The sequence below is a fragment of the Pseudomonas marginalis genome, assembly GCF_900105325.1.
Taxonomy (GTDB): domain Bacteria; phylum Pseudomonadota; class Gammaproteobacteria; order Pseudomonadales; family Pseudomonadaceae; genus Aquipseudomonas; species Aquipseudomonas marginalis.
In genome coordinates, this window is sequence record NZ_FNSU01000001.1 from 1,257,559 (window position 1) to 1,270,980 (window position 13,422).

Here is a 13,422-nt window from a genome sequence, read left to right on the forward strand (position 1 = left end):
GCGGGTTTCCGAATATTACGTTACTGTATGTTTGTACAGCGATTGAATAGAGGGAACGCCCGTGGTGAATGTTGAACAACTGAAAAGCAGCGTCAATCGCATGTCTGCCGATGTCGTGCGCGACGCGGTGAACGAGCTGCGCCTCGACGGCCTGGTCACGGAAGGCAAGACGCCGTTTAACAAAGTGCATTTCAATACCTGCTTTGCCGAGATCGAGGCGTTGTTCCAGCGCGCCGGTTATCACAAGCAGCTCGATGTGGTGGGTTACCAGGGCCTGTTGTACGCGCTTTACGATCCCGGCCGCTGGGAAGCGGTGGACGTGCTGCGCTGGCTCAAGGAGTTCACCGAGGCGGCGAGTGCTTCGCCGATCCTGCGCGCGGAATTGGCCAAGGCCTGAGATCCGCCCTAGGTTTCATCCCGCTTGATGCGGGATAATGCCCGCCTGTTTTTTCAAGGCTTCGAGCATGTCCACATCCGCTTTTTCCGCGTCCCAGCACCAAGCCAGCACCCTGTACCTGCCACCTGGCCCCTGGGCGACGGTGCTGGAGTGCCTGTGCGAGCACTTTGCGGCGATCAGTCGCGAACAGTGGCTGGACCGCATCGCCCGTGGGCGGGTGCTGGATGTCACTGGCACCCCGATCCCCCTGGACCTGGCCTACAGGGAAGGCCTGTGCATCTATTACTTCCGTGAAGTCCCCAACGAAAAAGTCATCCCGGTGCAGGAAAGCATCCTCTACGCCGATGAGCACCTGGTGGTGGCGGACAAACCGCACTTCCTGCCCGTGACCCCGGCCGGCGAGTACGTCGAGCAAACCCTGCTGCGCCGCCTGATTCGCCGCCTGGACAACCCGGCGCTGGTGCCCCTGCACCGCATCGACCGACACACCGCCGGGCTGGTGCTGTTCTCGGCCAACCCGGCCAGCCGTTCGGCCTATCAGCAGCTGTTTCCCACGCGCCGGATCGATAAATTCTACGAAGCCATCGCCCCGGCTTTGCCTGGCCTGACGTTCCCGTTGGTACACAAAAGCCGCCTGGTGGATGGCGAACCTTTCTTCCGCATGCAGGAAGGCCCCGGTGCCAGCAACACCGAAACAGCGGTGGAGGTGCGGGAAAAGAACGGCGACTTATGGCGCTACGGCCTGTTTCCCGTGACCGGTAAGAAACACCAGCTGCGTGTGCACATGACCGCGCTGGGGGCGAGCATCTGCAACGATCCGTTCTATCCGGACGTGATCAAGGATGCGGTCGATGATTACGCCAATCCCCTCAAACTGCTGGCCCAGAGCGTGCGGTTTATCGACCCGGTCACCGCTGAAGAACGCCGGTTTCAAAGCCTCATCACCCTCGACTGGTAACCCCCGGAAACGACAAGGCCCGCGCGAGGCGGGCCTTGTGTGCAAGCGCTGAGGCTTACAGGTCTTTAACGGTGCGAACCTGATCTTTGTTGATGCGGGTTCGCTTGCCATCAAGCTGTTCGAATTCGTAGAAACCCGAATCTTCGTTGTATTTCGGGGTGTCGACGGCCTGGATTTCGCGACCGTCATTCAGGGTGATCACTGTCGGCGAGGCGCAACCGGCGAGGGTAGCCAGGCCCAGTGCAAGCATGAGAGCGGCGATGGTCCGTTGAGTCATGGGTGTTGTCTCCAAGAGAATACTTTTTGATTGCTGACCTTGAGACGTGTGAGACGTCGCCAAAGTTCCTTGTGCGAAGGTTCATTCTGACACGTCAGACCTTGGGCGCAACAGCTCTGGTGTATTCAGGTTGGCCAGGCGCGGGTCATCGGTTGGGCATTCCACGCCCACGCCGCCCAATTGCAGGAGGATCTTTCGCGGGCTGCGTTCACCGGCATGCCAGGCCTGTTCTACCTCGGTTCGCAGGCCGATGGGGATGATGCAGATCAAGGGTTCCCAGAATTCACCGTGGCGCACCATCACCGGCAACAAGGGATGGCGTTGTGCGGTTTCACGCAGGTCGGCGAGGAGTCGAGCGTCGATATGGGGCACATCGCACGGCAGGATCAGCAGGTGCCCATGGCGTGCGGCGGCCAGTCCTGCGCGGATACCCGCCAGCGGCCCGGGAAAATCCGGGCTGTCGTCGCTTACCAACTGGTCGGCATAGGCGGCGTACTGCGCCTGGTTGCGGTTGCACGAGATGATCAGGTCATCGGTCAGTGGCCGTACCAGGCGCTGCACGTGTGCGATCAAGGGCAGGCCGTGCCAGTCCAGCAGGCCTTTGTCCTGGCCGCCCATGCGCTGGCCGCGGCCACCGGCCAACAGCAGGATCGAACAGGGCAGGGGGATTGAGTCGAGTGGCATGTGGGTTCCGCGCAGGCAGCTGAACAGGGGCCTGTGATATAACATCGGGCCGTTCCTTCGACAACCGGACCGTGCCATGAAAGCCAAGGCCGATGCACCCTTCGTACCCCTGAATATCGCGGTATTGACCGTCAGCGACACCCGCACCCTGGACACCGACACCTCGGGCCAGGTCTTCGTCGACCGCCTCACCGCCGCCGGCCACCACCTGGCCGAGCGCGTGCTGCTCAAGGACGACCTCTACAAGATCCGCGCCCAGGTGGCCCACTGGATTGCCGAAGACGTGGTGCAAGTGGTGTTGATCACCGGCGGCACCGGCTTCACCGGCCGCGACAGCACCCCCGAAGCGGTCGGCTGCCTGCTCGACAAACAGGTCGACGGCTTTGGCGAACTGTTCCGCCAGATCTCCGTGGCCGACATCGGCACCTCCACCGTGCAATCCCGCGCCCTGGCCGGCCTGGCCAACGGCACCCTGGTGTGCTGCCTGCCGGGCTCCACCAATGCCGTGCGCACCGGTTGGGATGGCATCCTCGCCGAACAACTGGATAACCGTCATCGCCCCTGCAACTTCGTGCCGCACCTGAAGCTGGCCGAACCCTGTGAATCCCGTGGGTAAGCCCGGCAAGACCGGCGCCCTGATGCCGGTAGAACACGCCCTGCAACAGCTGCTGGCGATGGCCGAAGCCGCGCCGATCCGCGAGCAGCACGTGCTGCCCCTGGCCGAGTGCGACGGCCGTGTATTGGCCCAGGATCTGGTCTCCACCCTCGACCTGCCGCCCTGGCCCAACAGCGCCATGGACGGTTACGCCGTGCGCCTGGCGGATTGGACCGGTGAACCCTTGCCCGTCAGCCAGCGTATTTTCGCTGGCCAGGCGCCGCAGCCGCTGGCGGCCGGCACCTGTGCGCGCATCTTCACCGGGGCGCCGGTACCGGAAGGCGCGGACTGCGTGGAAATGCAGGAAAACGCCGTGGTCCACGCCGATGAGCGCGTGAGCTTCAGCGAACCGTTGCAGCCCAACCAGAACATCCGCCCCCAAGGCCAGGAAACCACCGTCGGCGAGCGGGTGCTCACGGCCGGTACGCGCCTGGGCCCGATCGAGCTGGGCCTGGCGGCTTCCCTCGGTCGTGACCGTCTGGACGTAGTGCGGCGCCCGCGTGTCGCGGTGTTGTCCACCGGCGATGAGCTGATCGAGCCCGGTTTGCCCCTCGGTCCGGGCCAGATCTACAACAGCAATCGCCGCGTGTTGTGTTCCTGGCTTGAGCGCATGGGTTGCGAAGTCATCGACGCAGGCATCCTGCCGGACGACCTGGAGCAGACCCGTTCGCGACTGGCAGGCTTGAGGGCGGTTGATCTGATTTTGTCCACGGGCGGTGTGTCGGTGGGCGAGGCGGATTTCCTTGGTATTGCCCTGCGCGAAGAGGGTGAGCTGGCGTTATGGAAGCTGGCGATCAAGCCGGGCAAACCCCTGACTTTTGGTCATTTCCGTGGCGTGCCGGTGATCGGCCTGCCGGGCAATCCGGCCTCGACCCTGGTGACCTTTGCGCTGTTGGCGCGCCCCTACTTGCTGCGCCGCCAGGGTGTGGCGGACGTGGAACCGCTGCGTTTCGACGTGCCGGTGGGGTTCACCTGGCCCAAGCCGGGCAACCGCCGCGAGTATCTGCGCGGGCGCATCGAACAGGGCAAGGCGATCATCTACCGCAACCAGAGCTCCGGCGTGCTGCGCAGCGCGGCGTGGGCGGAGGGGTTTGTGGAGGTGTTGGAAGGGACGACGCTGGACATCGGCGATCGAGTCAATTTCATCCCTCTGAGTGAAGTCTTGAATTGACCCCCAATCCAAATGTGGAAGGGGGCTTGCCCTGATGCCAGTCAGTTAAGCGTACATCGCCTCCTGTAGGAGCGAGCTTGCTCGCGAAAAACGTCAACGATAACGCGTTCTTCCTGAATGAACGCGGCGCCTGTGAGTTTTTCGCGAGCAAGCTCGCTCCTACAAAAAGCCTTAGGGCAAGCCCCCTCCCACATTTGAACCTGTATATGCCTGTGGCTATTCAGTAATCGTCGCCACGCTCCGTGACATCCCGCTCCACCGGGCGCGCATCCGGGTCATAGCCCACCGGGAACTTGCCCTTCAACGTCCAGGCAAATGCAATGATCTCGGCGATGGTGCGGTACAACTCCTCCGGAATACTGTCGCCCAGTTCCATGCGTGCCAGCAGTTTCACCAGCTCGGCATTTTCATAGATCGGCACTTCATTTTCCCGCGCCAACTTGAGGATGGCTTCGGCCAGGGCATCGTCGCCCTTGGCGGTCAGGGTCGGCGCTTGCTGGCCGTCGTACTTGAGGGCAATCGCCTGGCGCGGCGGGTTGGCGTTGTTCATGCGGTTTCATCCACCCAGCGTTGTTCCAGTCCGGTTTTCGGCCCGCGTGGCGGGGTGCCGAGGTGGCAGTCCAGGTCGCCGACATTCAGCCCTGACGACACCAGGCGCTCGCGCAGGCTGCCCAAATGGCTTTCGATCAGGCTGGCAGTGAAAGGTCGGGTTGCCCACAGTTGGCTGGACAGCTTGCCCTGAGTCAGCTGCGCCTGGACCTGCAACGGCCCCAGGGGCTCCATGTCGAAGGCCAGTTCGACGCGCCAGAGCATCTGTTTGGGCTCCTTGGAATCCTTGCGTTCGGGCTGGTCCTTGTCCGGCGCCGGCTCTTCGCGCTGGAACTTGACCTGCAACGGCACGATGTCCTGCAGGGTGCGCATGGGGATCTCCAACTGCCAGGTGGTTTGCAGGCGGCCATCGGCGGTAGTGCCGGTTTGCTCCAGGCTCGACAGCTGGTGGCTCTGCAAGCGGGAAATGGCCCCGGCGGCCAGGCGCAGCAGGTTTTCCAGGTCGCCTTCGCCCTCCAGTTTTGCCATCAGCCGCTCCGGCAGTGGGAAGCTGACCGGTGCTTGCCGCGCGCCGACCTGCCCGAGGGTGCCCAACGGGCTGCGCACGAAGTTGGGCAGCACCTGGGCCAGGGTGTTGGCGGCAAGAATGGCATTCAGGTTGGTGCTGGCGGGCAAGGCAGGCAGCAGGTCGGCGACCAGGCGCAGCAGCGCGCCCTTCATATCCAGCGGTGGCACCTGCGGGTTTTGCCCGGCGAGTAACTTGGCTTCAAGAAAGGCGCCGCTGTTCTGGATCACCTGGGCCAGCACCTTGGGGTTGCTCACCTGTGCCAGGTCGGGCAAGGCCGCCAGCAAACGGTCGGCGGCGGCGCGCAGGTCGGCGGAGGTGCTGTCGCCGCGGGGCAGATTTTGCAACGCCTTGAACACCGCATCCAGGGAGCCCTGGCGACTTTGCTGGGTCGACAATTGCTGGGTGACGGCCAGTTGATCCTTGAGCCCGCTCAACGGCACAAAATTCAGGGTTTGCGCGTTCTGCACCACGGCGCTGAGCAAGCTGCCCACGCGCAACGGTTGCGGGCTTTCCAGTGTCAGGGTCGCGCCGGCCAGGGCGCTATTGAGTACGGTCACCAACGAACGGTAGATCGCCGGCTGCGCGGTGCCTTGGGGCAGGGCCTGGGTGGTCAGCACCTTGGCCTGCAGCAGGGTGCCTTCCGGCATCCTGGCCGTATCGATACGGGTGAGGGCGGCAACGTTGGCGCTCAGGGCTTGTTGCAGGCTGATGGCCAGGTTGCCTGCGGGCGTCTGGCTCACAGCCACATTGCTGCCCAACGGCAAGGGTTGTGGGCTGCTGGCTTGCACCAGCGTCTGGCGGCCGCCTTCAAGGGTCAGCTTGAGCAACAGCTGAAACGCCTCGCCGCCTTGTTTCAGGGCGAGCACCTCGGCATTCACGGTTTTGCCCGGGTCGATCAGCCCGATCTGCGGCTCCAGCAGTTTCAGCAGCGCCCCGGGCGCAGGCGCAGGGCTTTGCCCGGTTGCCGGGGTGGGAGGAAGCGTAGGAAGGTTGATCTCGCCGGTCATCGTGCGCATCGTCTCTGGGGAAATAGCCCTCTTTAGCGTAGGGCATCGCATGTATAATGCCGCGCGTCTGCAAAGAGAGCGGTAAAAACCTCACAACTATTTGATCCAGCTCTCTAAAATCGGTCGCCAAAGCCGTTATTGTGCTTCTTTCTATAACGGCCGCTGCACCGCCGACTTGAACCGTAAAGGCCCGCGATCTCTTGACCAGCCCTCTTCTTGAAGCCGTAGCGCTCTCCTGTGAACGCGACCTGCGCCTGCTGTTCGAGCACCTCGACCTGCGGGTGGCGGGCGGCGACATGGTGCAGATCAGCGGCCCCAACGGCAGCGGCAAGACCAGTTTGCTGCGCCTGCTGGCCGGCTTGATGCAGCCCACGGCCGGTGAAGTCCGACTGAACGGCAGGCCGCTCAACGAACAACGCACCGAACTGGCACGCAACCTGATCTGGATCGGCCACGCCGCCGGCATCAAGGACGTGCTCACCGCCGAAGAAAACCTCAGCTGGCTCAGCGCCCTGCATCATCCCGCGACCCGCGACGCCATCTGGCAGGCCCTGGCCGCCGTCGGCCTCAAGGGGTTCGAAGACGTGCCCTGCCACACCCTGTCCGCCGGCCAACAGCGCCGCGTGGCCCTGGCGCGCCTGTACCTGCCTGGCCCGCCGCTGTGGATTCTCGACGAACCCTTCACCGCCCTCGACAAACAAGGCGTCACCCAATTGGAACAGCACCTGGCGCAGCACTGCGAGCAGGGCGGCCAGGTGGTGCTCACCACCCACCACACCCTGGCGCGCATGCCCGTCGGTTACCGCGACCTCGACCTGGGGCGGTGGTCGGTATGAGTGTGTTTGCCCTGTTGGTCGCCCGCGAAGCGCGGTTGCTGTGCCGTCGCCCGGCCGAACTGGCCAACCCGCTGGTGTTCTTTGCCATCGTGATCGCATTGTTCCCGTTGGCGGTCGGCCCAGAGACTAAACTGTTGCAAACCTTGTCGCCGGGACTGGTGTGGGTCGCGGCGCTTTTGTCCGTCCTGCTCTCGCTGGACGGGCTGTTTCGCAGTGATTTCGAAGACGGTTCCCTCGAGCAGTGGGTCCTTTCGTCGCACCCCCTGCCACTTCTGGTCCTGGCCAAGGTACTGGCACACTGGGCTTTTTCCGGCCTGGCGCTAGTCTTGCTCTCGCCACTGCTGGCGATGATGCTCGGATTGCCCGGCGAATGCCTGCCGATCCTGCTGCTGAGCCTGCTGCTCGGCACCCCGGTACTCAGCCTGTTGGGGGCGGTGGGTGCCGCGTTGACCGTCGGCTTGAAACGGGGTGGCCTGTTACTGGCCCTGTTGATTCTGCCTTTGTACATCCCGGTACTGATCCTGGGCAGCGGCGCGTTGCAAGCCGCGCTCATGGGCATGCCGGCGACCGGTTACCTCCTGTGGCTTGGCAGCCTGACCGCCCTGGCGGTAACCCTGACACCCTTTGCTATAGCCGCCGGCCTGAAGATCAGCGTCGGTGAATAATGAGGTCTGACTGGGCGGTATACGCATAGTCAGTAAAGACCCTACGCTTCTTGCCAAGACAAGAAGCAACCGTGATGGAAACAGCAATGAACTGGACCTGGTTTCACAAGCTCGGCTCGCCCAAATGGTTCTACGGCATCAGTGGCAGACTGCTGCCCTGGTTCAGCCTCGCCGCCGTGTTGCTGATCGGCATCGGCCTGGTCTGGGGCCTGGCCTTTGCACCGCCGGACTACCAGCAAGGCAACAGCTTTCGCATCATCTACATCCACGTGCCTGCCGCGATGCTGGCCCAGTCCTGCTACGTGATGCTGGCGGTGTGCGGCGTCGTCGGCCTGGTGTGGAAGATGAAACTCGCGGACGTCGCCCTGCAATGCGCCGCGCCCATCGGGGCGTGGATGACCGCCGTGGCGCTGGTCACCGGTGCGATCTGGGGCAAACCCACCTGGGGCTCGTGGTGGGTGTGGGATGCGCGACTAACGTCGATGCTGATCCTGCTGTTCCTGTACTTCGGTCTTATTGCCCTGGGCAACGCGATCAGCAATCGTGACAGCGCCGCCAAGGCCTGCGCGGTGCTGGCGATTGTCGGCGTGATCAACATCCCGATCATCAAGTACTCGGTGGAGTGGTGGAACACCCTGCACCAGGGCGCCACCTTCACCCTCACCGAAAAACCGGCAATGCCCGTGGAAATGTGGGCACCGTTGCTGCTGATGGTGCTGGGGTTCTACTGCTTCTTCGGCGCCGTGCTGCTGATGCGCATGCGCCTCGAAGTGCTCAAGCGTGAAGCCCGCGCCAGCTGGGTCAAGGCCGAAGTGCAAAGCTGCCTGGGAGCGCGCGGATGAGTTTTGCTTCTTTCAGTGATTTTCTCGCCATGGGCCACCACGGCCTGTATGTCTGGACGGCCTATGGCATCTGCCTGGCCGTGCTGGCCCTCAACGTCGTCGCGCCGATCCTGGCCCGCAAGCGTTACCTGCAACAAGAGGCGCGTCGTCTGCGCCGGGAGACCGAAAAGTGAATCCGCTGCGTAGAAAGCGTCTGTTGATCATCCTTGCCATCCTGGCCGGCGTCAGTATTGCCGTGGGCCTTGCGATGAGCGCCCTGCGGGAGAACATCAACCTGTTCTACACCCCGACCCAGATCGCCAACGGCGAAGCGCCGCTGGACACGCGCATCCGTGCCGGCGGCATGGTGGAGAAGGGCTCGCTGAAGCGTTCCGGCGATTCCCTCGACGTCACCTTCGTGGTTACCGATTTCAACAAGGCCGTGACCATCACCTACCGCGGCATCCTCCCGGACCTGTTCCGCGAAGGCCAGGGCATCGTCGCCCTGGGCAAGCTCAACGCCGACGGCGTGGTGGTGGCCGATGAAGTGCTGGCCAAGCACGATGAGAAATACATGCCGCCGGAAGTCACCAAGGCCTTGAAAGACAGCGGCCAGTCCGCACCCACCCCCGCCAAGGAGGGCTAAGTGATGACGTCTGCATTGTTTATTCCGGAACTGGGCCAGTTGGCGATGATCCTCGCCCTGTGCTTTGCCATCGTCCAGGCGGTGGTGCCGTTGCTCGGTGCCTGGCGCGGTGACCGCCTGTGGATGAGCCTGGCGCAGCCGGCGGCCTGGGGCCAGTGTGCGTTCCTGGTGTTCGCGTTCGGCTGCCTGACCTACGCCTTTATGACCGACGACTTTTCCGTCGCCTATGTAGCCAATAACTCCAACAGCGCCTTGCCCTGGTACTACAAGTTCAGCGCGGTGTGGGGCGCCCACGAAGGCTCGCTGCTGCTGTGGGCGTTGATCCTCGGCGGCTGGACCTTCGCGGTGTCGGTGTTCTCGCGCCAGTTGCCGCAAGTCATGCTCGCACGGGTGTTGGCGGTGATGGGCATGATCAGCATCGGCTTCCTGCTGTTCCTGATCATGACCTCCAACCCGTTCACCCGCATCCTGCCGCAGATCCCTGCGGACGGTCACGACCTCAACCCGCTGCTGCAGGACATCGGCCTGATCGTGCACCCGCCGATGCTCTACATGGGCTACGTGGGTTTCTCCGTGGCCTTTGCCTTCGCCATTGCCGCCCTGCTTGGCGGGCGTCTCGATGCGGCCTGGGCGCGCTGGTCGCGGCCGTGGACCATCGTCGCCTGGGCGTTCCTCGGCATCGGCATCACCCTCGGTTCGTGGTGGGCCTACTACGAACTCGGCTGGGGCGGCTGGTGGTTCTGGGACCCGGTGGAAAACGCGTCCTTCATGCCATGGCTGGTCGGCACTGCACTGATTCACTCGTTGGCCGTCACCGAAAAACGCGGCGTGTTCAAGAGCTGGACCGTGTTGCTGGCCATCGCGGCATTTTCCCTCAGCCTGCTCGGCACCTTCCTCGTGCGTTCGGGCGTGTTGACCTCGGTGCATGCGTTTGCCTCCGACCCGGAGCGCGGTGTGTTCATCCTGATCTTCCTGCTGTTTGTGGTCGGCGGCTCCCTCACCCTGTTCGCCCTGCGCGCACCGGTGGTCAAGAGCCAGGTCGGCTTCAACCTGTGGTCGCGGGAAACCCTGCTGCTGGGCAATAACCTGGTGCTGGTGGTGGCCGCGTCGATGATCCTGCTCGGCACCTTGTACCCCTTGGTGCTGGATGCCCTGAGCGGCGCCAAGCTGTCCGTCGGCCCGCCGTACTTCAACGCGTTGTTTATTCCGTTGATGGGCCTGTTGATGGGGGTGATGGCGGTCGGTGTGCTGGTGCGCTGGAAGGACACCCCGGTCAAATGGCTGGCCGGCATGTTGATGCCGGTGCTGCTCGGCAGCGTGGCCCTGGCCGTGGTCGCCGGTATCGCCTATGGCGACTTCAACTGGGCGGTGCTCGCCACCTTCCTGCTCGCCGCCTGGGTACTGCTGGCCGGTGTGCGTGACATCGTCGACAAGACCCGCCACAAAGGCCTGGTCAAAGGCCTGCCGACCCTCACCCGCAGCTACTGGGGCATGCAGATCGCCCACATCGGCATCGCCGTGTGCGCCCTCGGCGTGGTGCTCTCCAGCCAGAACAGCGCCGAGCGCGACCTGCGTCTGGCGCCGGGCGAGTCCATGGACCTGGCCGGTTACCAGTTCATCTTCGAAGGCGCCAAGCACTTCGAAGGGCCGAACTTCACGTCAGACAAAGGCACCGTGCGCGTAGTGCGTAACGGTAAAGAGATCGCCGTGCTGCACCCGGAAAAACGCCTGTACACCGTGCAGAGTTCGATGATGACCGAAGCCGGTATCGACGCCGGTTTCACCCGTGACCTCTACGTGGCCCTGGGTGAACCCCTGGGCGAGGGCGCCTGGGCCGTGCGCGTGCATGTGAAACCGTTCGTGCGCTGGATCTGGTTCGGTGGTTTGCTCACCGGCTTTGGTGGTTTGCTCGCGGCACTGGATCGCCGGTATCGGGTCAAGGTCAAGAGCCGGGTGCGTGAAGCGCTGGGCCTGCAAGGAGCGGCGGTATGAAGCGTTGGTTGATGGTCGTGCCGCTGGCCCTGTTTCTGGTAGTGGCGGTATTCCTGTATCGCGGCTTGTACCTGGACCCGGCCGAGCTGCCCTCGGCGATGATCGGCAAGCCGTTCCCCGCGTTCAGCCTGCCGACCGTGCAGGGTGACAAGACCCTGACCCAGGCCGACCTGCTCGGCAAACCGGCGCTGGTCAACGTGTGGGGCACCTGGTGCATCTCCTGCCGCGTCGAGCACCCGGTGCTGAACAAGCTGGCCGAGAAGGGCGTCGTGATCTACGGCATAAACTACAAGGACGACAACGCGGCGGCCTTGAAGTGGCTGGCGGAATTCCACAATCCCTACCAGCTGGATATCCGTGATGAGGACGGCAACCTCGGTTTGAACCTCGGCGTGTATGGCGCCCCGGAAACCTTCTTTATCGATGCCAAGGGTGTGATCCGCGACAAATACGTCGGCGTGATCGACGAAGTGGTGTGGCGCGAGCAACTGGCCGCCAAGTATCAGGCGCTGGTCGACGAGGCCAAGCCATGAAGCGCCTGTTAGCCGCTGCCGTGCTGGCGCTGGGCTTGGCCGGGGTGGCCCACGCTGCCATCGACACTTACGAATTCGCCAAGGACAGTGACCGCGAGCGTTTCCGCGAACTGACCAAGGAGCTGCGCTGCCCCAAGTGCCAGAACCAGGACATCGCCGACTCCAACGCGCCCATCGCCGCCGACCTGCGCAAGGAAATCTTCCGCATGCTGGGGGAGGGCAAGGACAACCAGCAGATCATCGACTTCATGGTCGACCGCTACGGTGATTTCGTGCGCTACAAACCGGCCCTCACCGGCAAGACCGCGTTGCTCTGGTTCGGCCCCGCCGGGCTGCTGCTGGCCGGCGTGGTGGTGATGGCCGTGATCGTCCGCCGTCGCCGCGCCGCGCCTACCGATGGTTCCGACGCGCTATCCCCCGAAGAGCGTAAACGCCTCGACCAATTGCTGGACACCAAGACTGATGATTGATTTCTGGCTCGCAGCCGGCTTGCTGCTTCTGATTGCCCTGAGTTTCCTGTTGATCCCTGTGTTGCGTGGCCGCCGCGCCCAGCGTGAAGAGGATCGCACCGCGCTGAACGTGGCGCTTTACCAAGAACGTGTGGCCGAGCTGCAAGTGCAGCAGGACGAAGGTGTGCTCGACGCCGCGCAGCTCGACAGCGGCCGCGCCGAAGCCGCCCGCGAGCTGCTGGCCGACACCGAAGGCGTGGAAAAGCCCCGCGAATCGCGCCTGGGCAAGCCGCTGCCGTTGCTCGCCGCCATCCTTGTGCCGGTGCTCGGCCTTGGCCTGTATATGCATTTCGGTGCCAGCGACAAGGTTGAACTGACCCGCGAGTTTTCCCAACCGCCGGTGTCCATGGAAGACATGACCCAGCGCCTGGAACGCGCCGCCGCCGCCCAACCGGACTCGGCGGAAGGCCTGTACTTCCTCGGTCGCGCCTATATGGCCCAGGATCGTTCCGCCGATGCCGCCAAGGTCTTCGAGCGTACCGTGGCGCTGGCCGGGCGCCAGCCGGAACTGCTCGGCCAGTGGGCCCAGGCGCAGTACTTTGCCGACAACAAACAGTGGTCGCCCAAGGTCCAGGCGCTGACCGACGAAGCCTTGAAGCTTGACCCGAAGGAAGTCACCAGCCTCGGCCTGCTCGGTATCGCCGCGTTCGAAGGCCAGCGTTATCAAGAGGCAATCGACTACTGGAAGCGTCTGCTGGCCCAACTGCCGGCGCAAGACAATTCTCGTGTCGCGCTGCAAGGTGGCATCGACCGCGCAGCCGAGAAGTTGAAAGAGAGCGGCGGCACCGTCGCCCCGGCGCCTGGGGCGGTTCTTAAAGTGCGCGTGGATTTGTCCGCGGATGTTAAGGCCAAATCCCTGCCTACCGACAGCGTATTTATCTTCGCCCGCGCCGTCAGCGGCCCGCCGGCACCCTTGGCGGCCAAGCGCGTCACCGTTGCCGAGTTGCCTGTCACCGTCGAACTCGGCGATGCCGACGCGATGATGCCGCAGTTGAAACTGTCCAACTTCCCCGAAGTCCAACTGGTTGCGCGCATATCCCGGGCCGGTCAACCGACCACCGGCGAGTGGATCGGCCGCAGCCAACCCCTGGCCAGCACCACCACTGCGCTGCAGCAGCTGACCATCGACAGTCCGGACAAGTAATTTCGAGGAA

17 protein-coding genes are annotated in these 13,422 nt (G+C 63.7%); 13 read left to right on the forward strand and 4 right to left on the reverse strand.

Going from position 1 to position 13,422, the window contains the following annotated elements:
* Positions 1–61 precede the first annotated feature (61 nt).
* Together BLW22_RS06110 and BLW22_RS06115 are read left to right on the forward strand one after the other, a co-directional pair.
* The gene (locus BLW22_RS06110; RefSeq protein ID WP_010565034.1) at positions 62–397 is read left to right on the forward strand and encodes a hypothetical protein; all 336 of its coding nucleotides are present in this window, start codon (positions 62–64) and stop codon (positions 395–397) included.
* A 67-nt stretch (positions 398–464) separates the two neighbouring features.
* Positions 465–1,355, forward strand: coding sequence for a pseudouridine synthase (locus BLW22_RS06115; RefSeq protein WP_074845168.1), 891 nt, complete (start codon positions 465–467; stop codon positions 1,353–1,355).
* A gap of 55 nt (positions 1,356–1,410) precedes the next feature.
* On the opposite strand, the gene BLW22_RS06120 is transcribed toward BLW22_RS06115, so the two are convergent.
* Both BLW22_RS06120 and mobA read right to left on the reverse strand, forming a co-directional pair.
* On the reverse strand, positions 1,411–1,632 hold the full coding sequence (locus BLW22_RS06120; RefSeq protein WP_010211805.1) for a YgdI/YgdR family lipoprotein: 222 nt from the start codon (positions 1,630–1,632) through the stop codon (positions 1,411–1,413).
* Positions 1,633–1,713: 81 nt separating this feature from the next.
* Positions 1,714–2,316 (reverse strand): molybdenum cofactor guanylyltransferase MobA, encoded by a 603-nt coding sequence (mobA, locus tag BLW22_RS06125; RefSeq protein ID WP_065924550.1) that lies wholly within the window; start codon positions 2,314–2,316, stop codon positions 1,714–1,716.
* Positions 2,317–2,392: 76 nt separating this feature from the next.
* Here mobA and moaB point away from each other — a divergent pair, with 76 nt between their 5' ends.
* Together moaB and BLW22_RS06135 are read left to right on the forward strand one after the other, a co-directional pair.
* Positions 2,393–2,932 (forward strand): molybdenum cofactor biosynthesis protein B, encoded by a 540-nt coding sequence (gene moaB, locus BLW22_RS06130; protein ID WP_027607019.1) that lies wholly within the window; start codon positions 2,393–2,395, stop codon positions 2,930–2,932.
* Entirely contained in the window at positions 2,916–4,142 is a 1,227-nt protein-coding gene (locus BLW22_RS06135) for a molybdopterin molybdotransferase MoeA (protein WP_074844677.1), read from the forward strand. The genes moaB and BLW22_RS06135 overlap by 17 nt, the downstream gene beginning before the upstream one ends.
* A gap of 220 nt (positions 4,143–4,362) precedes the next feature.
* On the opposite strand, the gene BLW22_RS06145 is transcribed toward BLW22_RS06135, so the two are convergent.
* Entirely contained in the window at positions 4,363–4,692 is a 330-nt protein-coding gene (locus BLW22_RS06145) for an EscU/YscU/HrcU family type III secretion system export apparatus switch protein (protein WP_027607021.1), read from the reverse strand.
* Positions 4,689–6,266, reverse strand: a complete 1,578-nt coding sequence (gene fliK / locus BLW22_RS06150) for a flagellar hook-length control protein FliK (protein WP_074845171.1) — start codon at positions 6,264–6,266, stop codon at positions 4,689–4,691. Before fliK ends, BLW22_RS06145 begins: the two co-directional genes overlap by 4 nt.
* A 200-nt stretch (positions 6,267–6,466) precedes the next feature.
* On the opposite strand from fliK, the gene ccmA reads away from it, so the two are divergent.
* From ccmA to ccmI, 9 genes are all read left to right on the forward strand, one after another.
* Positions 6,467–7,102, forward strand: a complete 636-nt coding sequence (gene ccmA, locus BLW22_RS06155; protein ID WP_065947258.1) for a cytochrome c biogenesis heme-transporting ATPase CcmA — start codon at positions 6,467–6,469, stop codon at positions 7,100–7,102.
* A complete protein-coding gene (ccmB, locus tag BLW22_RS06160; protein WP_065924458.1) occupies positions 7,099–7,767 on the forward strand; it encodes a heme exporter protein CcmB in 669 nt (222 codons plus the stop codon). The genes ccmA and ccmB overlap by 4 nt, the downstream gene beginning before the upstream one ends.
* A gap of 86 nt (positions 7,768–7,853) precedes the next feature.
* Entirely contained in the window at positions 7,854–8,609 is a 756-nt protein-coding gene (locus BLW22_RS06165; protein ID WP_027607025.1) for a heme ABC transporter permease, read from the forward strand.
* Positions 8,606–8,782: a heme exporter protein CcmD gene (ccmD, locus tag BLW22_RS06170; RefSeq protein ID WP_065924460.1), complete on the forward strand. Its 177-nt coding sequence runs from the start codon at positions 8,606–8,608 to the stop codon at positions 8,780–8,782. The genes BLW22_RS06165 and ccmD overlap by 4 nt, the downstream gene beginning before the upstream one ends.
* Positions 8,779–9,234, forward strand: coding sequence for a cytochrome c maturation protein CcmE (gene ccmE / locus BLW22_RS06175; RefSeq protein ID WP_027607026.1), 456 nt, complete (start codon positions 8,779–8,781; stop codon positions 9,232–9,234). The genes ccmD and ccmE overlap by 4 nt, the downstream gene beginning before the upstream one ends.
* A 3-nt stretch (positions 9,235–9,237) precedes the next feature.
* Positions 9,238–11,226, forward strand: coding sequence for a heme lyase CcmF/NrfE family subunit (locus BLW22_RS06180; protein WP_074844683.1), 1,989 nt, complete (start codon positions 9,238–9,240; stop codon positions 11,224–11,226).
* Complete coding sequence (locus tag BLW22_RS06185) at positions 11,223–11,759, forward strand: DsbE family thiol:disulfide interchange protein (protein WP_010211784.1); 537 nt, start codon at positions 11,223–11,225, stop codon at positions 11,757–11,759. The genes BLW22_RS06180 and BLW22_RS06185 overlap by 4 nt, the downstream gene beginning before the upstream one ends.
* Positions 11,756–12,229: a cytochrome c-type biogenesis protein gene (locus tag BLW22_RS06190; RefSeq protein WP_065924463.1), complete on the forward strand. Its 474-nt coding sequence runs from the start codon at positions 11,756–11,758 to the stop codon at positions 12,227–12,229. The genes BLW22_RS06185 and BLW22_RS06190 overlap by 4 nt, the downstream gene beginning before the upstream one ends.
* On the forward strand, positions 12,222–13,412 hold the full coding sequence (gene ccmI, locus BLW22_RS06195; RefSeq protein WP_074844684.1) for a c-type cytochrome biogenesis protein CcmI: 1,191 nt from the start codon (positions 12,222–12,224) through the stop codon (positions 13,410–13,412). The genes BLW22_RS06190 and ccmI overlap by 8 nt, the downstream gene beginning before the upstream one ends.
* Positions 13,413–13,422 lie beyond the last annotated feature (10 nt).